The sequence below is a fragment of the Antarcticirhabdus aurantiaca genome, assembly GCF_009765365.1.
Lineage (GTDB): Bacteria > Pseudomonadota > Alphaproteobacteria > Rhizobiales > Rhizobiaceae > Antarcticirhabdus > Antarcticirhabdus aurantiaca.
The window spans coordinates 78,578-97,023 of sequence record NZ_VTOM01000015.1 but is presented as its reverse complement, the minus strand read 5'-3'; the positions used below and the strand labels follow the sequence as shown (position 1 = coordinate 97,023).

Genomic DNA, 18,446 nt, shown 5'->3' with positions numbered 1-18,446 from the left:
CCCGCCGATCAGAAGCGATCCCTCCGGCCCAGGACTGCTGTCGGCGGAGGCGTGCCAGGTAGCACCTGGAGCTGGTCACGACGGGAACCGGCTGGTGAGCGACAAGGGCCAGCGGATCTGCCGAGAGGCGCGTCCGCCGGGCCCTGTCAGCTCGTTCTCTTTCCCGCATTCCGTTTCGTATGCCGAGCCTCGTGGAATCGCCTCGATTGCTCGCTTCAGCGCTCGGCCGTCGCCTCGTCCTCGAGCACGGCGAAGAGGCGGGCCGCCGCCTCGCGCGCGGCGCCGGGCTGGCCGCGCCCTATCGCCTCGAAGAGCGTCCGAAAGACGGGAAAGGTCCGGCGCGCCACCTCGGGCTGCTCGAAGGCCGCGTCGTCGCCGCTGCCGCCGGCGCGCATCTGGTCGATGAGCTGGGCGAAGAGCGGATTGCCCGTCGCCTCGTGGACCGCCCGCCGGAAGGCGAGGATCTCGGGGGCGGCCGTTCCCCGCGCGCGGTGGGCCTCTTCCAGCGCGTCGAGCAGGCGACCCAGGCGCTCGATGTCGGCGTCGGCGGCCCGGCGCGCCGCCATCATCGCGGCTTCGACCTCCAGCGCGCGGCAGACGTCGAGCGCGTGGAGCGGCGAGCGGCTCGCCGGACCCGGCTCGATCGAGAGCGGCAGATGGATCGTCTCGGCCGACACGGGCTTGAGAAGAAACGAGCCCGAGCCGCGCCGCGTTTCGACGACGCCGAGCGCCTGGAAGTGGCGCATGACCTCGCGCACGGTGGAGCGGCCGATGCCGAGCGCCGCCATCACCTCGTGCTCCGAGGGCAGCTTGTCGCCCGGCTTCAGCGTCGAGCGGGCGATGTATTCCGCCATCACCGCGATCGCCTCGCGCATGCGGCTCGTCGGCGCCGCGCGCCTCGCATCCTCGCCCGTGCTGGTGCCCATCGCCGCCTCCGTCTCGCCGCCGACCTGTGGCGGCAAGGACGCGGCGCTGTCAACGCGCCGTCGATCGGGCGAAGACGGGGTTGGTGCCGCCGAGGCGGGCGATGCCGATGCCGGCGGCAGCGCGCCCTCGGTCGGCGGCGCCGCCGTCAGCGCCGCGCGCGGGCGCGATCGACGGCCGGGCTGATCCGGTCGCCGTCGGAGATGCGTCCGCCCTCCCGCGAGCGGCCGGAAACGCTGTACCACTCGCTGCGGGCGTCGTGCTGCTTCCAGATCACGCTGCCGACGCGGCGGTGGCTCCAGCATGACTTGTGCCGGCTGTCGCCGCCGGCAGTCCGCTGCCAGCGGATATCGACGCACAGCCGTCCCTTGTCGTCGACGCGCCAGCTGCCGGTGCCGACGCGCTCGTCGGGCGCGTTCTCGTAGGCCTGGAGCGCCCCGGACGGGGCGAAGTAGATTCCGGTCGGCCGTTTCTTCCACGCCCAGGTCTTTCCGGCATAGATCTGCCGTATGGCTGCAGCATCGGCCGGCCTGGATATTGCCGGAAGCTGGGCCGACCACGTGGAAGTCGATAGAAAAGCCAGTATCAGGAGGCTCGATTCGATAAGGCGATACGCAGGACTCATTTCATCCTCCCTTTCTTGTTGAGTAGGAGGAGCGTAAAGGCGCGACGAATCAATCGCCGAACTTGATCCAGGTTTATGGTCTTGCGAAAAAGCCGTTCTTGTTGTCAGCAGGCCTCAAGAAAAGGAGGCAGGCGTCGGCTGCCGGTCGAGCGAGCGCCGGATCTTTTCTTCGCGCCGGGCCGTTTCATCCCCCATTTGGGGGATCCCTCGCGAGGCTGCTCCCGTTAAAGCTTGACGTACCGGCAGATATGATATGCCGTTGGGGAATGGGCAGGGAGGCGGCATGTCGGTAGTCGATGCCCAACGGTTCGAAGCGGTCACGGGCGGCCTGTTGTCGGAGGACCGGCAGCACGTGCTGATCCGGCTGCGCGACGCCGAGGACCGGGAGCTGGTGATCGCGCTGCCGATCGCCGAGCTCCCCCGGCTTCTCTACCTCGCCGATTCGTTGAGCAGCCAGGATGCCGGCGGCGCGCGCGACGGGCGCAGGACCGTGTTCGGCGCCCATCGCGTCGAGGTGGGGGATTCGGAGGACGGCCGGCTCACCGTCCTGTCGCTGTTCGGCGCGTCCGGCGCCCCGTTCCGCTTCGCCATGAATCGCGCGACCGCCCACGACCTGCACGTCCAGCTCGCCGGAATGACGCCGAGCCTGGTGCCGCGCGCGCGGCGCAGCTGACGGCAGGAACGACCCGACCATGAGCGGACATCGCCCCATCCTGACACCCGCCGAGACGGCGCTGCTGGCCAGCATCGAGGACGGCTTCGCGCCGGAGGACAGCGTCGGCCGTCCCTTGCAGTCGATGACGGACCGGGAATTGCAGGTCGTCGACGCGCTGCTCGGTCGGCGTCTCTGCCAGGTCTCTCCCGGCTGGGGAGACGCCTGGTGGGTGCGCCTCACCGAGCGCGGCCGGCTGCGGATCCGCGAGATCGACCCGTCCGATCCCGTCAGTTGACCGGACCGGGCACGATGTCGACGTTCTCGACGATGTGGTAGCCGAGCGGGTCGATCGTGAAGCCCGTCACTTCCGCCCGCGTCGCCACCATGAAGTTGGCGTGCGCGATCGGCACCCAGGGCACGTCCTCGTGGAACAGGACCTGCGCCTCCTCGTAGAGCGCGCTGCGGCGGGCGACGTCGGAGCTCACCTTGGCTTGGGTCACCAGCGCGTTGAAGGCGGGGTTGCACCAGCGCGCGACGTTGTTGCCGCCGGTGCGCGCGGCCGGGCAGCCGAGCAGCGTGTGGAGGAAGTTGTCGGGATCGCCGATGTCGGCGAACCAGCCGAACAGGGCGAGCGAGAAGTCGCCGTCCTGCATGGCCTGCCGGTACTCCGCCCAGGGCATCGTCTTCAGCTCGACCTCGATGCCGATCCGGCCGAGATCGCTCGCCACCAGTTCGGCGACGCGCCGCCCGTCCGGGAGATAGGGCCGGTTGATTGGCGGGTACCAGAGGTCGAGGCTGATGCCCTTGGTGAGCCCCGCCTCCGTCATCAGCCGCCGCGCCTCGGCGAGGTCGTGCGGGAAGGGCGGAATCTCGGCATTGTAGCCCCACATGGTCGGCGGCATCGGGTTCGTCGCCTCGGTGCCGGTCGCCCCGTAGACGCTGGCGATGATCGAGGCCTTGTCGATCGCGGCGTTCAGCGCCCGCCGGACCCGCACGTCGTCGAAGGGCGGGCGCGTCGTGTTCATCGCGAGGTAGCCGATGTTCAGCCCCTCGGCGGTGTAGAGCCGGAGGTCGCGGTTGGCGCGCACCGTTTCGGCGTCCTCCGGGGTCGGAAAGGCGGAGATGTGGCATTCGCCGCCCTGCAGCTTGGCGAGCCGCGCCGTCGGCGAGGGGGTGATCGAGAAGACCAGCGTGTCGATCACCTGGCGGCCGCGCCAGTAGTCGGGAAAGACCCGGTAGCGGAGCGCCACGTCGGGACGGTAGTCGACGAGCATGTAGGGCCCGGTGCCGATGGGGCGGGTGTCGAGAAGCTCCGGCCGGCCGATCCGCTGCAGCGTCTGGGCGTATTCTGCCGACAGGACGGAGGCGAAGGGCAGGGCGAGGTCGGCGAGAAAGGGCGCTTCGGGGCGCGTCAGCCGGATGCGAACGGTCCGCTCGTCGAGCGCCTCGACGGCTTCGAGAAGGTCCTCCATGCCCGTATCGCGGAAATAATCGAAGGTGCCGCCGACCGGCTCGTGGAATGGATGGTCGCCCTTCCACTGGCGCTCGATCGAGAAGACCACGTCCTCGGCGGTGAGAGGGCGGGTCGGCGTGAACACGTCGTTGGCGTGGAAGCGCACGTTCTCGCGCAGGCGGAAGGTGTAGGTCCGCCCGTCCGGCGAGATGGTCCAGGACTCGGCGAGCGCCGGCCGGATGTTGGTCGTGCCGATCGCGTATTCCACCAGCGTGTTGAACATCGGATGGGCCGCGTCCATCGCCGTGCCGGTGACGGCGAGCTGCGGGTTCAGCGTTTCGGGGCTGCCCTCGGAGCAGAAGACGAGGGTCTTGGCGGCGGCGGGAAGGGGGATGAGGGCGGCGAGCCCGACGAGAACGGAAAGAACGGCTTGCCGCCAGCGGACTGTCATGAACGGGGCCCCGCTCGATCGTTGAAACGCGCGCCGCGTCGTCGCTCCTCGCGAGCTCGCGCGCAGGATGAAACGGCTAGCGCGGCGATGTTTCAGGACGATTGCGCCTGACGATGCGGCCCCCTCAAGGGGCGAGCGCCTCGACGAGGCGGGCGGCCGGGACGGCGAGCGCCACCGGCCGGCCGTCGGCGAGCGCCGAGGCCACCGTCATGCCGACGAGGGTTCCGGTTTCGGCGTCGAGGAGCGGCCCGCCGGAAAAGCCGTGCGAGGCGTAGCAGTCCGATACGATCAGCCCCGCGGGATCGGTCCCTTGCAGGCTGCAGGGCGGGGCGGAGGACAGGACCTCGCTGCGCTCCTGCGCGTAGCCGGCAGCGGTCAGCGGACGCCCCGGATCGGGCAGGCGCTCGGCCAAGCGGGCCGGCGCGAAGGCTTCCGGCACGGCTTGCGCGAGCCGGAGCACCGCGAGATCCTTCGGCAGGGCGGTGGCGGGCGCCTTTGGATCGTAGCCGTCGGCGATCTCGATCGCGGCGACGGTGGCGTGGAAGCCGTAGCTGCCGCGGTCGAAGCCGAAAAGCACGTGGATCGAACCGGCTTCCAGGAAGCGGCCGCTGCGCCGGTTGAACAAGCAGTGCGCGGCGGTGACGGCGACGCGCGGGCCGAGGAGCACGGCGGCGCAGCGCCCGTAGGCGCTGTTGTTCATCCGCCCGACCGAGGTCCAGGGGGCGGCGCGCGCGTCGAGGGTCGTCAGCGACGGCGGGGTCGCCGGCTCTTGCGCGCCGGCCGGCGAGACCAGGGCGAGCCCGAGGACCAGGACCGGAGCGAAACGGGAAAGCGGGGAAAGCGTCGTCACGACACGGAGCTTAGCGGCTGCGGGCGGCCTCGGCCAGCTTCGCGCCGGGTCGGGTCGGCAGACTGGATCGACGCGTCTTGAGGCGGCGCCAGAACCGCCGACGCGCCTGCACGAACCGGAGGACCTTCGCGATGCCGCTCCTGCCCTTGTTCTATCTTCATCACCGCGCCGACGGCACGGCCGTTCTGGTGTCGCGCGGCCAGGGCCACGGCCAGGCTCAGGCCGCCGAGGCGAGCCGCGACGTTGTCGCCCGTCTCCCCGAGCGCCCGGCCACCGCCGGCCTGCTCGCCGCCCACGCCTGAAACGCCGCAACCAGGCGTTCAGCAAAGGTTCAGGCAGGCCGAGGCCATATGCCGGTCCGGCTTTCGCGCGGGTAACGTCTTGAGGGCGCCGCCGCGTCGCGTCGCCGGCAGGCCGAGGCCCCGCGCCCGTCGAGCGGCACTCCGCCGCGCGCCGCGTCGTGTCGGGCGCGTCGGCGCAGCGGAGTGCCCATGAACCGTCGATCCCTTCTCGGCTCCCTTCTCGCTCTCGCCGCCTCGCCGGCGCTCGCGGCGCTGGCGCGCGACGCCTTCGCGCCGGCGGAGCCGTTCTCGTTCGAGGCGCTCAAGGTGCGGGCGGCCATGCTGGCCGAGCGTCCCTTCGCGCAGCGTCCGAAGGTCGCCCCGGAGATCGTCGGCCGCATCTTCTACGACGACCACGGCGCGATCCGTCCCGTGGCCGAGCGCGCCCTGTTCCGCGGCGAGGCCTTCGAGGTCACGCCCTTTCACCTCGGGCAGTTCTTTCCGCGCCCCGTGCGCCTCCACGTCGTGTCGGGCGGTCAGGCGCGCGAACTCGTCTACGACCGCACGATGTTCCGCATGCCGGCGGACAGCCCGGCCCAGAAGATGCCGGACGATGCGGGCTTCGCGGGCTTCCGCGTCCATGAGGCGGGTCGCGGGGCCGAGGACGGCGACTGGCTGGCCTTTCTGGGCGCGAGCTATTTCCGCGCCTCCGGCGACCTGTCGCAATACGGCATCTCCGCCCGCGGCATCGCGATCAACAGCGGCGGTCCGGGCACCGAGGAATTTCCCGAGTTCACCGAGTTCTGGATCGAGGCGGCGCAGAACGGCCGCGGCCCGACGGTCTGGGCGCTTCTCGACGGGCCGAGCGTTTCGGGGGCCTTCCGCTTCGAAACGCAGCGCGCCCCCGAAACGCTGACCGACGTCGAGGCGACGCTGTTCTTCCGCCGCAGCGTCGCGCGGCTCGGCATCGCGCCGCTCACCTCGATGTTCTGGTACGGCGAGGGCGAGCGCGAGGCGACCTACGACTGGCGGCCGGAGGTGCACGACAGCGATGGGCTGCAGATCGAGACGGGGCGGGGCGATCATCTCTGGCGCCCGCTCGACAATCCCCGCCACCTCGCGCTCAGCGCCTTTTCCGACGAGAACCCCAAGGGCTTCGGCCTGATGCAGCGGGACCGCAACGGCGATCATTATCTGAGCCAGGTCTTCTTCGAGCGCCGGCCGAGCCTCTGGGTCGAGCCGCGCGGCGATTGGGGGCGCGGCTCGGTCCAGCTCGTGGAGATCCCGACGAGCGGCGAGTTCATGGACAACGTCGTCGCCTTCTGGACGCCGGAGCGGGCGCCGGAAGCGGGGGAGCGGCTGGACGTTTCCTACCGCCTGCGCTGGTGCGAGGACTGGTTCGCCGGCGGCGGACTTGCCCGCGCGACCGCCACCCGCCTCGACATGCCCAAGCGCGACGGCGGCAAGCTGCACCGGATCTTCTACGTTTATTTCGACGGTGCGGGCCTCGCGGCCCCGGGACCCGTGGAGGCCGTGGCAAGCGCGTCCGACGCCGAGGTCGCGGGCCTGTCCGTGCAGGTGCCCCCGCAAGGCCCCCGAACGGCTCGGCGCGTGACGTTCAACCTCGTCGTCGACGGGGCGCGCAAGGACCCGGTGGAGATCTCGCTCCACCTCACCCGCGGCGGCGCGCGGGCCTCCGAAACCTGGCTCTACCGGCTGGAGGTATCAAACGACGTCGCGCCGGAACAGGCATCCGCCGGCTGAGAGCCGGGCGGCCTTTCCGGCTTCGAGGCGCCTTCACATCAGCCGGGCGAACGCGTCCTCCCGCAGGCGTCCGGCCTCGTGCGGCTGGGGCTGCCACAGCATGCGCCGCATGAAGGCGGCCTCGCCGCGCGGCGCTCCCTCGCCGTACCAGGGCTGGGCGGGATCATAGACCCTTCGTTGCTCGCGCGCCGCTTCCAGCCAGTGCTCCAGGGCCCGCCCGTCCGGGCAGCCCTCGCTCATCCAGATCTGGTGCGCGCGGCTCCGGAGAGCCTCGGTGTCCTCGTAGAACGTCATGGCGGACCCTCGTCCTTTGCGCCTCCCTTGGATCCATGTAGACAGGGAACAATGTCGGGCAAATGGCGGGCGGCCGCGGGTTCGTTTACGCGGCTATGAAATCCGGGCGCCGACCTTCGGGATCACGGGAGCGGGCATGACAATCTACGCGCTCGACGGCATCGCGCCTCGCCTGCCGGCCGGCTTCTGCTTCGTGGCGCCGAGCGCCGAGGTGATCGGCGACGTGGTCCTGGGCGAGGATGTCGGCATCTGGTTCGGCGCCGTGCTGCGCGGCGACAACGACCTGATCACCATCGGCGCGCGCACCAACATCCAGGACATGACGATGGTCCACGTCGATCCCGGCCTGCCGGTGACGATCGGCGAGAACTGCACGATCGGCCATCGCGCCATCGTCCACGGCTGCACGATCGGCAACAACACGCTGATCGGCATGGGCGCGACGATCCTCAACGGCGCGCGCATCGGCTCGAACTGCCTGATCGGCGCCGGCGCCCTGATCACCGAGAACAAGGTGATTCCCGACGGCTCGCTCGTCATGGGCGCGCCGGGCAAGATCGTGCGCGAGCTCGACGCGAACGCGGTCGAGGCGCTGAAGCGCTCGGCCGACGTCTACGTCCTCAACGCCCGCCGCTTCGCCGCCGGCCTGTCGTCGCGCTGACGCGAGGCGCCTCGCGCAGCATTCATTTTGCCGGCGGTCCAGAAAGCCTTTAAGCTGGACGCCGATGTCCGACCTTTCGCTTTCCAAGCCCTCGCGCTTCGCCATCCTCGCCAATCCGACGCGCTTCCTGGAGCTGTCGGGGCGGCTCCAGCCCTGGCTCTACGGGCTCGCCGCGCTGCTTCTGGCGGCGGGGCTCGTTCTCGGCTTCCTCGCGCCCGAGGACTACCAGCAGGGCCGGACCGTGCGGATCATGTTCATCCACGTGCCCTTCGCCTGGCTCGCCATGATGGCCTGGACCGTGATGAGTGCCTCGGCGCTCGGCACGCTGGTCTGGCGCCACCCGATCGCCGACGTCTCGATCAAGGCGGCGGCGCCCATCGGCGCGGCCTTCACCTTCCTCTGCCTCTTCACGGGCTCGGTCTGGGGACGGCCGATGTGGGGGACGTGGTGGGTCTGGGACGCGCGGCTGACCAGCGTCTTCGTGCTCTTCATCATGTATCTCGGCCTGATCGCCCTGTCCCGCGCGGAAGAGGAGCCCGGCCGCAACGCTCGCGCGGCGGCCGTCCTCGTTCTCGTCGGCTTCGTGAACCTGCCGATCATCAAGTTCTCGGTGGACTGGTGGAACACGCTGCACCAGCCGGCGAGCGTCCTGCGCGCCGGCGGGCCGACGCTCGATCCGGCCTTTCTCTGGCCGCTTCTGGTCTGCGCCGCCGGCTTCACGACGCTGTTCTTCGCCCTCCACCTCAACGCCATGCGCACGGAAATCCTGCGCCGCCGCGTCTTCGCGCTGCAGCGCCTCGCCGCCCGCCGCGCCGAGGCGGCCTGACCGCAGCGCTTCTTCGGAGAGTCCGCTCCCATGCATTCCGACTACTTCGCCTTCGTCGCCGCGGCCTACGGCGCGACGGCGATCGTGCTTCTCGCCCTGTTCGCCTGGATCCGCCTCGACGCCCGCGCGCAGCGCCGGGCCCTGGCCGCCCTGGAAGCGCGGGGACTGCGCCGCCGCTCGTCCGGCGCGCCGCCGGCCGGGGAGGGGCAGTCGTGAGCGACGAGGCCCCGGTCACGGCACCCCCGTCGCCACCCGCGCCGCGCCGCCGCGCGAGCCGGCTCGCGCTTCTGCCGGTGGCGCTCTTCGCGGGGCTCGCCGGCGTCTTCCTCTTTCAGCTCCTGTCGGGGCACGATCCGCAGTCGATCCCGTCGGTTCTCGTCGGCAAGAGCGCGCCGCAGACCGTGCTGCCGCCCCTCGACGGCCTGACCGACGCGGCCGGCCGGCCCATGCCCGGCCTCGATCTCACCGGTTTCGGCGACGGGCGGCCGGTGCTCGTCAACGTCTTCGCGTCCTGGTGCGTGCCCTGCCGGGACGAGCATCCGCTGCTGATGGACCTTGCCGGGGACGGGCGGCTGTCGATCGTCGCGATCAACTACAAGGACGAGCCCGAGAATGCCCGCGCCTTTCTCGCCCAGCTCGGCAATCCCTTCGACGCGCTCGGCGTCGATCCGAAGGGCTCGGCGACGATCGACTGGGGCGTCTACGGCGTGCCGGAAAGCTTCCTCGTCTCGGCCGACGGCGAGATCGTCTACAAGCAGACCGGCCCCTTCACGCCCGATTCGATGCGCACCGGCCTTCTGCCGGCGCTGGAGAAGCTCGTGCCGTCCGGCATCCCGGCCGCGGCGGGCGAAGGGCCCGCGCCGGAGCGCGCGGGATGAGCGAGCCGCTGACGCCCGCCTTCTCGCGCCGGGTGGCGCCCGGCGAGGACCGCGAGCGCGCGGTCTGCGACCATTGCGGCTTCGTGTCCTACGAGAACCCGAAGATCGTGGTCGGCTCGGTGGTGCGCCACGAAGGGCGCATCCTCCTGTGCCGCCGGGCGATCGAGCCGCGCTCCGGCTTCTGGACCATCCCGGCCGGCTATCTCGAACTGAACGAGACGCCGGAGGAGGGCGCCCGGCGCGAAGCGCGCGAGGAGGCCAACGCGGTGCTCGCGCTCGACCGCCTGCTCGCCGTCTATGCCGTGCCGCGCATCAGCCAGGTCCAGCTGATCTACCGCGCGCGCCTTGCCAATCCGGCCATCGCGGCGGGGCCGGAAAGCCTCGACGTCCGGCTCTTCGCCCCCGACGAGATCCCCTGGGACGAACTCGCCTTTCCGTCCGTCCACTGGGCGCTGGCCCACGACGCGGCGGCCGAGGCGGGCGCGCCGCCCGTGCCCTTCACCAATCCCGAGGGCGAGAGCGGCGCGCGCATGCCGGACGGCACGCCGCTCGCCCACGAGGACATGTGAGGCGGCGTCCGGAGCCGCCGCCTCCCGGAGCGCCGAGCCAGCGTCAGGCGATAACGTCGCCCGTGGTGCGGTGGATCTGCGCGACGAGGTCGGGGGCGAGGCGCAGCGCGTCGGCGAGGCGCTTCAGATAGGCCTGCTCGGCCGGATGGTCGGGATCGATGGCGATGAGCGAAGCGGTATAGACCTCGACGGCGATCTCGGGCGAGGTCGCGCGCGCGGCGAGCTCGCTGATCGACATCGGCCGGCGCATCTGCTCGGCGAGGAAGCCCTGCTCCTCGGCGTCGAGGCCGATCTCGTCGATGCGCCCGAAGATCGCCCGCTCCTCGTCGGCGTCGATGTAGCCGTCGGCCTTGGCGGCCGCGATCATCGCCGACAACATCAGGCTGGCATGCGCTTCCTCCTGGCCGCCCGGCAGGAAGGGCGTGCCGTGGGCCTGCGGCAGCGTCGCGCCGTTGTCGAGCGCGATCGAGCCGGCGGCCGCCCCGCCCTGCGGCAGGAAGCCCTGGCCGGGGCGCTGGTTCTGCTGGTTCGCCTGCCAGGACTGGTAGGCCTTGTAGGCGATGCCCGCGACGAGCGCGGCGCCGCCGAGCTTCAGGGCCGAGCCGCCCATCTTGCCCATCGACTTGCCGCGGAAGAGCTGGGAGGCGAGGCCGCTGGCGAGCGCACCGGCGATCGCCGAGTTGATCCCGGAGCCGCCGCCCGAGCCGCCGCGCTTGCCGCCCAGAAGCGAGCCGAGCTGGTCCACCACCGAGCCGCCGGAGGAGGGGGCGCCGTAGTTGCCGCCGGTCTGTCCGAAGCCGCCCTGCCCGTGGCCGCTTCCAAGGCCGGAGCGGCCGCCTGCGCCGAGGAACTGGTTGAGAAGCTTCTGAACGTCCATGGATCTCGTCCTCCGGTTGAATGAGCGTGGTCGCTGACCCCGCATATCGGGAGGGACGAGGCCGGGAACAATGCGCCGGGGCGCGAAAAGGGCCCCGCTCAGGCCTTGGGCGGCTCGGCCGGCCCGCCGATCGGCTCCAGCGAATGGCGCTTGATCAGCGGAAACTGGAACAGCGTGAAGATGAAGGTGATGGGCATCGTGCCCCAGAGCTTGAAGTTCACCCAGAAGTCGTCGCCAGCCTTCGTGTCCAACGCGAAATGAGCGTCGGCGCCGCGCCAGACGGCCTCGTTGAGGATCGCCAGGAACACGAAGAACAGGCCCCACCGGAAGGACAGCTTCTTCCAGCCCTCCATGTCGAGCTTGAAGGCCTGGTCGAAGACGTAGCCGAGGAGCGGCTTGCCGAAGGCGAGGCCGCCGAGCAGCACGGCGGCGAAGAGGCCGTTGATGATCGTCGGCTTCATCTTCACGAAGACCTCGTCCTGAAGCCAGATCGCCGCGACGCCGAACACCACGACGACGCCGCAGGATACGAGAGGCATCAGCGGCAGGGTGCGCATGATTGACCAGGACACGGCGAGCGACAGCGCCGTCGCCAGCATGAACAAGGTGTTGGCCAGGAGCAGCGGCCCGCCGAAGACGCCGAGCGCCGGGAAGCTCGCGATGAGCTGCTCGCCGCGCAGGTTGGCGAAGAAGAAGACCAGGATCGGCCCGAGCTCCAGCACGAGCTTCAGCAGCGGATTCATCTCCGGCTTGCCGGGCGCGTTGGGCTTGTCTTCGATGATGCGGTCGGACATCGGGATCTCTTCTCGGGCAGGATCGCGCGGCCTCATCTGGGCGCGCGCTTCGCGTGCTGCCACGCCAATGCGGCCGAATGAGCGCGAAAGGCAAGGCGGATTGCGCCGATCCCTCCGGGCTTCCATAAGGACGCCTCGATTCAGCACACCGGATCCGCCCCGATGGACTTCTCGCTCGCTACCTGGAACATCAACTCGGTGCGGCTGCGCCTCGATCTCGTTCTGCGCTTCCTCGCCGAGCAGGGGCCGGACGTTCTCTGCCTCCAGGAAACGAAGTGCCCGAACGAGCTGTTCCCGGAAGAGGCCTTCCGCGCCGCCGGCTACGAGCACGTCGCGCTGCACGGACAGAAAGGCTATCACGGCGTCGCCATCCTGTCGCGCCACCCCTTCGCCGACATCGTGCGCCAGGAATTCTGCGCCATCGCCGATGCGCGCCACCTTTCGGCCCGGCTCGACGTGAACGGCCGGCTGATCCGCGTCCACAATTTCTACGTTCCCGCCGGCGGCGACGAGCCCGATCCCGAGATCAACCCGAAGTTCCGCCACAAGCTCGACTTCCTCGCCGAGCTTCGCGGGGTGTCCGCCGAAGCCGAGCCGGGCACGCCCGCGATCCTCGTCGGCGACCTCAACGTCGCGCCGCTGGAAGCGGACGTCTGGAGCCACAAGCAGCTCCTCAAGATCGTCTCGCACACGCCCGTCGAGACCGAGGCGCTGACTCTCGCCCAGAGCGAAGGGGCCTGGCGGGACCTGATGCGTCAGGCGATCCCCGAGCCGACGAAACTCTACACCTGGTGGAGCTACCGCGCGAAGGACTGGGAAGCCGCCGATCGCGGTCGCCGTCTCGACCATATCTGGAGCTCGGCCGACATCGCCGCCGACCTCACCGGCATCGAGGTCCTGAAGGATGCCCGCCGCTGGGAACGCCCCTCCGACCACGTGCCGGTCGTCGCGCGCTTCAACTGGTGAGGCCGCACGACCATCGCGTGCGTTTCGCCACGGCGGTCCTGCCTGTGGACGGCGCGCGCGCGACGCGATAAGCCGGACGCGTCGTCCCGTCCGGGACTCCTTCCTCTCGTCCGTCAGGAGAGCGCTCGCGTGACCCAAGCCACCGCCCTCAGCCCCGCCGGTCTCATCGGCGCCCGCTCCGTTCCCACGAAGATCCTGGCCGTCGGCCTCGGCACCCTGTTCCTGGCCGCCTCGTCCTATGTCGAGGTGCCGATGGTGCCGGTGCCGGTGACCATGCAGACCTTCGCGGTGCTGCTGATCGGCGCGCTCTACGGACCGGGCCTCGCCTTCGCGACGATTCTTGCCTGGCTCGGCGAGGCGGCGCTCGGCCTGCCGGTCCTGTCGGGCGGTGCGGGCGGTCTCGCCTACATGATGGGTCCGACCGGCGGCTACCTTCTCGGCTTCGCGCTCGCCGCGCCGCTCGTCGGCTGGCTCGCCCAGCGCGGCTGGGGCGGCGAGGACATGTTCCGCTCCTTCCTTGCCATGCTCGCCGGGCATGCCGTCCTGTTCGTGCCGGGCGTCCTGTGGCTGTCGAGCTTCGTCGGCTTCGAACAGGCGATCGTTCTCGGCTTCACGCCCTTCCTCGTCGGCACGGTGCTGAAGTCGGCGCTCGCCGCCGCCTGCGGCCTTGCCGCCGGCCGGGCCGTCGCGCGGCTTCTCGCCCGCTGACGACGTCGCCGGGCGCCGCCGCCACCGCCTTCGTTCGGCTGCGCCCGCACCACCTTTTCTGCCTTCTCACCGATATCGGCCGGGGCTACAGCCCCGGCTTCGTCGCGACCATGGACGGGGTGGCCGCGCGCCTCGCATCGGGCGTGCCGGCACGGATCGTGACGGGCGCGGACGACATCTGCGCCGGCCTCTGCCCGCCGGCCGAGCGCCATTGCGAGCTCGAAAGCGCGTCGGCCCGCGATGCGCGGGCGCTGTCCGGCGCCTCGGAGATCCTCGGCCGGCCGCTCGGCGAGGGCGACGAGGTCCGCCTCGACCGCGACTATCTCTCAACCATGCGCGCCGCCTTCCGCGACGATCCCGCGCGCGGCCGCACGCCCTGCGGCGATTGTCCCTGGTTCGATGTTTGCACCGATATCGCCGCCAACGGCTTTGCCGGGGCGCGGCTCTAGCTAGCTGCTGAAGCGCTCTTCCATGGCGAGGAGCTGCGCCGTCATCTCGGCCAGCTGATCGGCGAGGCGGGCGTGGAGTTCGGCCGCGATCTCCGGATATTCCTCGAGCATGCGGCGGAAGATCTGGCGGCTGATCCGAAGGATGTCGCAGTCGGTCTCGGCACGGGCAGTCGCCGGCCGCCGCGTCTCGGTGACGAGCGCCAGTTCGCCCAGAACCGTGCCGGGCCCGAAGGTGCCGACCTGCACCTCGCCGGAGCGCCGATTGCGGAAGAGCCCGACCTCGCCGCTCGCCACCACGAAGCCGGCATCGGCCCGCGCGTCGGCGCGAAACAGGATCTCGCCGCGGCGCAGCCGCCGGTGCTCGGCGCCGAAGGCGAGCAGGCGGAGCTGATCCAGGCTCAGGTCTTCGAACAAGGACACGTTGCGAAGGACGGCGATGTCGCTTTCGAGGCTCATCCCGACTCGCAAATGCCTCCCGTTTCCCATGCTGGTCCGGCCACGGGCGGGACGTCCGAAGCCGAATCATCCTTAGCATGGCATGACTAGGAAACGGCAAGTTCCTGGCGCGAAGCCGGAGCGTCGAGCCGACAGGCGCGACCGGATCGCCTCACGGCATCAGCTTGTAGCCGCCCGCCTCGGTGACGATCAGCCGGGCGTTGGAGGGCTCGGGCTCGATTTTCTGGCGCAGCCGGTAGACGTGGGTCTCCAGCGTATGGGTGGTCACGCCCGAATTATAGCCCCAGACCTCCTCCAGGAGGACGTCGCGGGTGATCACCCGGCGGTCGGCCCGGTAGAGGTAGCGGATGATCGCCGTTTCCTTCTCGGTCAGGCGGATCTTGCCGCCCTTCTCGTCGAGAAGCACCTTCTGGCTCGGCTTGAAGATATAGGGACCGACCTGGAAGGTCGCGTCTTCCGACTGCTCGTGCTGCCTCAGCTGCGCCCGGATGCGGGCGAGGAGCACGGCGAAGCGGAAGGGCTTCGTCACGTAGTCGTTGGCGCCGGCCTCGAGGCCCAGGATCGTGTCGGCGTCGGTATCCTGGCCGGTCAGGATGATGACGGGCGCCTTGAAGCCCGACTTGCGGAGCACCTTCACCGCTTCGCGCCCGTCCATGTCGGGAAGCCCGACATCCATGATGACGAGGTCGACGAGGCCGCCGCGCGCGGCGTTGATCCCCTTGGTCGCCGTCGGCTCCTGGGAAACGTTGAACTCCTCGTGCAGCGACAGCTGGTCCGCCAAGGTCTGACGGAGGTCGTCGTCGTCGTCCACGATGAGGATGCTGCGTGCGCTCATGGCTTGTCGTATCGCCTGGGCTGGGGCTAGGTCCGGATGTGGAGGGCGGGCGAGCCGCCGGTTTCGTACAATGTAGGGGCGTGATGGCCGGATTCACAGGGCGAAAGACGCGCCTTCGCGGTGAAAAGCCGGGAAAGCCGCCCGTTCTGGCCGTGCGGCCGGCGCCCGGCGCCGGAAGGCCGAGCCGCGGCATCCTCCAGGCCGGGCCGCACCGCATCCCCTGCGCGCTGGGCCGCGGCGGCGTCACCGCCTTCAAGCGCGAGGGCGACGGCGGAACGCCGATCGCCCGGATGCGGATCCTGTCGGCCTTTCGCCGGCGCGGGCGGCTGCCCGGCCTCGCCGTGTCGCTGCCGGTGCGCTGGGTCGACCCGGCGCGGGACGGCTGGTGTGACGCGCCGAGCCATCCGGCCTACAACCGTCCCGTCCGCCTGCCCTTCGCGGCGAGCCACGAGACGCTGGCCCGCGCCGACCGCCTCTACGATTGCGGTCTCGTTCTCGACTGGAACGTGTCCGCGCGCGCGCGCCACCGCGGCTCGGCGATCTTCCTCCACATCGCCAAGGCGGGGTATCGCCCGACGGAGGGCTGCGTCGCGCTGCATCCGCGCGATCTCCTGCGCATCGCGCCACTCCTGCGGCCCGGCGTGGCGCTGATCGTTTCGCGCTGAGCGGCGCTGCGCCGCGGCCCGGGTCCCGGAACCTTCGCCGACCTGGAACTCTTCCAAGCCAAATGATGGCCGGGCGCGCAGGCGCGCCGGCCGCGTTCGCAAGAAGGCTTGTTCCCATGAAGCGCAGCGAGATCACCGACCGCCCGACCGTCGAGCCCTACGACCACCCGACCGGCGGCTGGGGCTCGGTGAAGAGCCTCGTGGAGAAATCGTCCGCCGAGGGGCTCCTCGCCTCCGGCGTCTGGGCGGAGCTGAGCCGCCAGAACAAGCCGGACGGCTTCGCCTGCGTGTCCTGCTCCTGGGCCAAGCCCGCCGAGCCGCATCCCTTCGAGTTCTGCGAGAACGGCGCCAAGGCGACGATCTGGGAGATCACGCCCAAGCGCGCCGACCGCGACTTCTTCTCCCGCCACAAGGTCTCCGAGCTTCTCGACTGGACCGACCACGAGCTCGAGAAGCAGGGCCGCATCACGACGCCGATGCGCTACGACGCGGGGCTCGACCAGTACGTGCCCGTGAAGTGGGCCGACGCCTTCGCCGAGATCGGCGCCGAGCTGAACGCGCTCGAGCCGACGAGCGTCGTCTTCTACGCCTCCGGCCGCGCCTCGCTCGAGGCCTCTCACATGTGGCAGCTGTTCTCGCGGATCTACGGCTCGAACAACCTGCCGGACTCCTCGAACATGTGCCACGAGTCCACCTCGGTCGGCCTTCCCGAATCCATCGGCTCGCCCGTCGGCACCGTGGTCCTCGACGATTTCGAGGCCTGCGACATGATGTTCTTCTTCGGTCACAACACCGGCACCAACGCTCCGCGCCTCCTCCACCAGGTCCACGACGCGCGAAAGCGCGGCGTGCCGGTCATCACCTTCAACCCGCTGGAGGAGCGGGGCCTGATGCGGTTCAAGGACCCGCAATCGCCGGTCGAGATGCTCTCGCCCGACGAGGGCGTGAAGATGTCGAGCGACTATTTCCAGCTGCGCGCGGGCGGCGACGTCGCCGCCATGACGGGCATCGCCAAGGCGCTCTTCGCCCTCGACGACGCGGCGAAGGCGTTGGGCGCGCCCCGCGTTCTCGACGCCGACTTCATCGCCGAGCACACGGCCGGCTTCGAGGACTTCGAGCGCTTCGTGCGCGACACCGAGTGGAGCGCGATCGAGGCCCGCTCGGGCCTGTCGCGCGACGATCTGGAGCACACCGCGCGGGTCTACGCGCGGGCGACGAAGGTCATCGCCAATTACGGCATGGGCCTCACCCAGCACCGGCACGGCATCGACAACGTCCAGATGCTCGTGAACCTCCTTCTCATGCGCGGCAACATGGGCAAGCGGGGCGCCGGTATCTCGCCGATCCGCGGCCATTCCAACGTGCAGGGGCAGCGCTCGGTCGGCATCACCGAGAAGCCCGAGCTCGTGCCGGTCGACAAGCTCGAAGCGCTCTACGGCTTCACCGTTCCCAAGGAGAAGGGCCTCGACACGGTGGAGGCGTGCCGAGGCATCATCGACGGCTCGGTGAAGGGCTTCGTCGCGCTCGGCGGCAACTTCTCGCGCGCCGTGCCGGAAACCGCGCTCGTCGAGGAAGCCTGGCGGCGGATGCGCCTGTCGGTGCAGATCTCGACCAAGCTGAACCGCAACCACCTCCTGCCGGGCGAGGTCACCTACATCCTGCCCTGCCTCGGGCGCATCGAGCGCGACACGCAGGCGAGCGGTCCGCAGACCGTCTCGATGGAGGACTCGACCGCCTGCATCCACGCCTCCGACGGCCGGCGCGAGCCCGCGTCGCCCGAGCTCCTGTCGGAGCCCAAGATCGTCGCCGAACTCGCCAAGGCGACCATCGCCGGCCGCGGCCGGGTGCCCTGGGACGAGTGGGTCGCCGACTACGCCAAGGTGCGCGACGCGATCGAGAAGGCCTATCCCGCCGACTTCAAGGACTTCAACGCGCGCTTCCGCACCCCCGGCGGCTTTCGCCGCGACATCGCCGCGGCGCGGCGCGAGTGGCGCACCGACACGAAGAAGGCGAACTTCAAGGTCCCGAACGGGCTCGATCCGAACCCGGACATCGACACGAACGGCGCCGATGTCTTCAACCTGATGACGGTGCGCTCCAACGACCAGTTCAACACCACGGTCTACGGCTACGACGACCGCCTGCGCGGCATTTCGGGCTCGCGCATGGTGATCCTGATGAACCGGGAGGACATGGGGCGGCTCGGCCTTCGCGACCAAGACCGCGTCGACGTCGAGACCCATGCCGACGACGGGGTGTCGCGCCGCGTCGAGAACTACATCGTCCACGGCTTCTCGATCCCGAAGGGCGACGTCGCCGGCTATTATCCCGAGCTGAACCCCCTGATCCCGCTCTGGCACCATGCCGAGCGCAGCCACGTTCCCGCGGCGAAGTCGGTGCCGGTGCGGATCCTGAAGCGGGAGGTGCGAGCGGCGGCGGAATAGGCCGGCGCCCGCATCCTTCGC

At 70.2% G+C, this 18,446-nt stretch carries 23 protein-coding genes; 14 read left to right on the top strand and 9 right to left on the bottom strand.

Annotation, left to right across the window (positions count from 1 at the left end; genetic code table 11):
- Positions 1-215: 215 nt before the first annotated feature.
- Positions 216-926: a FadR/GntR family transcriptional regulator gene (locus FZN60_RS17895; protein WP_158874863.1), complete on the bottom strand. Its 711-nt coding sequence runs from the start codon at positions 924-926 to the stop codon at positions 216-218.
- A gap of 146 nt (positions 927-1,072) precedes the next feature.
- On the bottom strand, positions 1,073-1,549 hold the full coding sequence (locus FZN60_RS17890; protein WP_158874862.1) for a DUF995 domain-containing protein: 477 nt from the start codon (positions 1,547-1,549) through the stop codon (positions 1,073-1,075).
- 283 nt (positions 1,550-1,832) lie between these two features.
- On the opposite strand from FZN60_RS17890, the gene FZN60_RS17885 reads away from it, so the two are divergent.
- Positions 1,833-2,222: a hypothetical protein gene (locus tag FZN60_RS17885; RefSeq protein WP_158874861.1), complete on the top strand. Its 390-nt coding sequence runs from the start codon at positions 1,833-1,835 to the stop codon at positions 2,220-2,222.
- A 19-nt stretch (positions 2,223-2,241) separates the two neighbouring features.
- Entirely contained in the window at positions 2,242-2,499 is a 258-nt protein-coding gene (locus tag FZN60_RS17880; protein WP_158874860.1) for a hypothetical protein, read from the top strand.
- Here FZN60_RS17880 and FZN60_RS17875 read toward each other — a convergent pair.
- On the bottom strand, positions 2,492-4,108 hold the full coding sequence (locus FZN60_RS17875; RefSeq protein WP_158874859.1) for an ABC transporter substrate-binding protein: 1,617 nt from the start codon (positions 4,106-4,108) through the stop codon (positions 2,492-2,494). The genes FZN60_RS17880 and FZN60_RS17875 overlap by 8 nt on opposite strands.
- 124 nt (positions 4,109-4,232) lie before the next feature.
- Positions 4,233-4,958: a trypsin-like serine peptidase gene (locus FZN60_RS17870; RefSeq protein WP_158874858.1), complete on the bottom strand. Its 726-nt coding sequence runs from the start codon at positions 4,956-4,958 to the stop codon at positions 4,233-4,235.
- A 131-nt stretch (positions 4,959-5,089) separates the two neighbouring features.
- On the opposite strand from FZN60_RS17870, the gene FZN60_RS17865 reads away from it, so the two are divergent.
- Both FZN60_RS17865 and FZN60_RS17860 read left to right on the top strand, forming a co-directional pair.
- Positions 5,090-5,260, top strand: coding sequence for a hypothetical protein (locus FZN60_RS17865; RefSeq protein ID WP_158874857.1), 171 nt, complete (start codon positions 5,090-5,092; stop codon positions 5,258-5,260).
- Positions 5,261-5,449: 189 nt separating this feature from the next.
- Positions 5,450-7,003, top strand: a complete 1,554-nt coding sequence (locus FZN60_RS17860; RefSeq protein ID WP_158874856.1) for an OpgD/OpgG family glucan biosynthesis protein — start codon at positions 5,450-5,452, stop codon at positions 7,001-7,003.
- A 33-nt stretch (positions 7,004-7,036) separates the two neighbouring features.
- Here the strand turns inward: FZN60_RS17860 and FZN60_RS17855 are convergent, their stop codons facing one another.
- Complete coding sequence (locus FZN60_RS17855; protein WP_158874855.1) at positions 7,037-7,297, bottom strand: DUF2934 domain-containing protein; 261 nt, start codon at positions 7,295-7,297, stop codon at positions 7,037-7,039.
- Between the two features lie 136 nt (positions 7,298-7,433).
- Between FZN60_RS17855 and FZN60_RS17850 the strand changes: the two genes are divergently transcribed.
- The 5 genes from FZN60_RS17850 to FZN60_RS17830 all read left to right on the top strand — a co-directional run bounded on the left by FZN60_RS17850 (position 7,434) and on the right by FZN60_RS17830 (position 10,231).
- Complete coding sequence (locus tag FZN60_RS17850) at positions 7,434-7,958, top strand: gamma carbonic anhydrase family protein (RefSeq protein ID WP_158874854.1); 525 nt, start codon at positions 7,434-7,436, stop codon at positions 7,956-7,958.
- 64 nt (positions 7,959-8,022) lie between these two features.
- Positions 8,023-8,784 (top strand): heme ABC transporter permease, encoded by a 762-nt coding sequence (locus FZN60_RS17845; RefSeq protein WP_158874853.1) that lies wholly within the window; start codon positions 8,023-8,025, stop codon positions 8,782-8,784.
- 30 nt (positions 8,785-8,814) lie between these two features.
- Entirely contained in the window at positions 8,815-9,000 is a 186-nt protein-coding gene (gene ccmD, locus FZN60_RS17840) for a heme exporter protein CcmD (protein ID WP_158874852.1), read from the top strand.
- On the top strand, positions 8,997-9,662 hold the full coding sequence (locus tag FZN60_RS17835; RefSeq protein ID WP_158874851.1) for a DsbE family thiol:disulfide interchange protein: 666 nt from the start codon (positions 8,997-8,999) through the stop codon (positions 9,660-9,662). Before ccmD ends, FZN60_RS17835 begins: the two co-directional genes overlap by 4 nt.
- Positions 9,659-10,231, top strand: a complete 573-nt coding sequence (locus tag FZN60_RS17830) for an NUDIX hydrolase (protein ID WP_158874850.1) — start codon at positions 9,659-9,661, stop codon at positions 10,229-10,231. The genes FZN60_RS17835 and FZN60_RS17830 overlap by 4 nt, the downstream gene beginning before the upstream one ends.
- Positions 10,232-10,274: 43 nt before the next feature.
- On the opposite strand, the gene FZN60_RS17825 is transcribed toward FZN60_RS17830, so the two are convergent.
- Positions 10,275-11,108 (bottom strand): tellurite resistance TerB family protein, encoded by an 834-nt coding sequence (locus FZN60_RS17825; RefSeq protein ID WP_158874849.1) that lies wholly within the window; start codon positions 11,106-11,108, stop codon positions 10,275-10,277.
- Positions 11,109-11,206: 98 nt separating this feature from the next.
- Positions 11,207-11,902 carry a septation protein A gene (locus tag FZN60_RS17820; protein WP_158874848.1) on the bottom strand — a complete coding sequence of 232 codons (696 nt, stop codon included), beginning with the start codon at positions 11,900-11,902 and terminating at the stop codon, positions 11,207-11,209.
- Between the two features lie 162 nt (positions 11,903-12,064).
- On the opposite strand from FZN60_RS17820, the gene FZN60_RS17815 reads away from it, so the two are divergent.
- From FZN60_RS17815 to FZN60_RS17805, 3 genes are all read left to right on the top strand, one after another.
- Positions 12,065-12,868 (top strand): exodeoxyribonuclease III, encoded by an 804-nt coding sequence (locus FZN60_RS17815; RefSeq protein ID WP_158874847.1) that lies wholly within the window; start codon positions 12,065-12,067, stop codon positions 12,866-12,868.
- Positions 12,869-12,997: 129 nt separating this feature from the next.
- A complete protein-coding gene (locus tag FZN60_RS17810) occupies positions 12,998-13,576 on the top strand; it encodes a biotin transporter BioY (RefSeq protein ID WP_246726918.1) in 579 nt (192 codons plus the stop codon).
- Positions 13,528-14,025, top strand: a complete 498-nt coding sequence (locus FZN60_RS17805; protein WP_255476057.1) for a DUF1284 domain-containing protein — start codon at positions 13,528-13,530, stop codon at positions 14,023-14,025. The genes FZN60_RS17810 and FZN60_RS17805 overlap by 49 nt, the downstream gene beginning before the upstream one ends.
- Here the strand turns inward: FZN60_RS17805 and FZN60_RS17800 are convergent, their stop codons facing one another.
- Both FZN60_RS17800 and FZN60_RS17795 read right to left on the bottom strand, forming a co-directional pair.
- Positions 14,026-14,481, bottom strand: coding sequence for a cyclic nucleotide-binding domain-containing protein (locus FZN60_RS17800; protein ID WP_158874845.1), 456 nt, complete (start codon positions 14,479-14,481; stop codon positions 14,026-14,028).
- A gap of 151 nt (positions 14,482-14,632) precedes the next feature.
- Positions 14,633-15,316: a response regulator transcription factor gene (locus FZN60_RS17795; protein WP_158874844.1), complete on the bottom strand. Its 684-nt coding sequence runs from the start codon at positions 15,314-15,316 to the stop codon at positions 14,633-14,635.
- 83 nt (positions 15,317-15,399) lie between these two features.
- Here FZN60_RS17795 and FZN60_RS17790 point away from each other — a divergent pair, with 83 nt between their 5' ends.
- Both FZN60_RS17790 and FZN60_RS17785 read left to right on the top strand, forming a co-directional pair.
- Complete coding sequence (locus FZN60_RS17790; RefSeq protein WP_158874843.1) at positions 15,400-15,981, top strand: L,D-transpeptidase family protein; 582 nt, start codon at positions 15,400-15,402, stop codon at positions 15,979-15,981.
- Positions 15,982-16,097: 116 nt separating this feature from the next.
- Positions 16,098-18,425: an FdhF/YdeP family oxidoreductase gene (locus tag FZN60_RS17785; RefSeq protein ID WP_158874842.1), complete on the top strand. Its 2,328-nt coding sequence runs from the start codon at positions 16,098-16,100 to the stop codon at positions 18,423-18,425.
- The last annotated feature ends 21 nt before the right edge of the window (positions 18,426-18,446 follow it).

Excerpts from the sequence above, each read along its gene's own strand:
- FZN60_RS17895 (WP_158874863.1), bottom strand. The coding sequence starts at position 926 with ATGGGCACCAGCACGGGCGAGGATGCGAGGCGCGCGGCGCCGACGAGC.
- FZN60_RS17890 (WP_158874862.1), bottom strand. The coding sequence starts at position 1,549 with ATGAGTCCTGCGTATCGCCTTATCGAATCGAGCCTCCTGATACTGGCT.
- FZN60_RS17885 (WP_158874861.1), top strand. The coding sequence starts at position 1,833 with ATGTCGGTAGTCGATGCCCAACGGTTCGAAGCGGTCACGGGCGGCCTG.
- FZN60_RS17880 (WP_158874860.1), top strand. The coding sequence starts at position 2,242 with ATGAGCGGACATCGCCCCATCCTGACACCCGCCGAGACGGCGCTGCTG.
- FZN60_RS17875 (WP_158874859.1), bottom strand. The coding sequence starts at position 4,108 with ATGACAGTCCGCTGGCGGCAAGCCGTTCTTTCCGTTCTCGTCGGGCTC.
- FZN60_RS17865 (WP_158874857.1), top strand. The coding sequence starts at position 5,090 with ATGCCGCTCCTGCCCTTGTTCTATCTTCATCACCGCGCCGACGGCACG.
- FZN60_RS17860 (WP_158874856.1), top strand. The coding sequence starts at position 5,450 with ATGAACCGTCGATCCCTTCTCGGCTCCCTTCTCGCTCTCGCCGCCTCG.
- FZN60_RS17855 (WP_158874855.1), bottom strand. The coding sequence starts at position 7,297 with ATGACGTTCTACGAGGACACCGAGGCTCTCCGGAGCCGCGCGCACCAG.
- FZN60_RS17850 (WP_158874854.1), top strand. The coding sequence starts at position 7,434 with ATGACAATCTACGCGCTCGACGGCATCGCGCCTCGCCTGCCGGCCGGC.
- FZN60_RS17845 (WP_158874853.1), top strand. The coding sequence starts at position 8,023 with ATGTCCGACCTTTCGCTTTCCAAGCCCTCGCGCTTCGCCATCCTCGCC.
- ccmD (WP_158874852.1), top strand. The coding sequence starts at position 8,815 with ATGCATTCCGACTACTTCGCCTTCGTCGCCGCGGCCTACGGCGCGACG.
- FZN60_RS17830 (WP_158874850.1), top strand. The coding sequence starts at position 9,659 with ATGAGCGAGCCGCTGACGCCCGCCTTCTCGCGCCGGGTGGCGCCCGGC.
- FZN60_RS17825 (WP_158874849.1), bottom strand. The coding sequence starts at position 11,108 with ATGGACGTTCAGAAGCTTCTCAACCAGTTCCTCGGCGCAGGCGGCCGC.
- FZN60_RS17820 (WP_158874848.1), bottom strand. The coding sequence starts at position 11,902 with ATGTCCGACCGCATCATCGAAGACAAGCCCAACGCGCCCGGCAAGCCG.
- FZN60_RS17815 (WP_158874847.1), top strand. The coding sequence starts at position 12,065 with ATGGACTTCTCGCTCGCTACCTGGAACATCAACTCGGTGCGGCTGCGC.
- FZN60_RS17800 (WP_158874845.1), bottom strand. The coding sequence starts at position 14,481 with ATGAGCCTCGAAAGCGACATCGCCGTCCTTCGCAACGTGTCCTTGTTC.
- FZN60_RS17795 (WP_158874844.1), bottom strand. The coding sequence starts at position 15,316 with ATGAGCGCACGCAGCATCCTCATCGTGGACGACGACGACGACCTCCGT.
- FZN60_RS17790 (WP_158874843.1), top strand. The coding sequence starts at position 15,400 with ATGGCCGGATTCACAGGGCGAAAGACGCGCCTTCGCGGTGAAAAGCCG.
- FZN60_RS17785 (WP_158874842.1), top strand. The coding sequence starts at position 16,098 with ATGAAGCGCAGCGAGATCACCGACCGCCCGACCGTCGAGCCCTACGAC.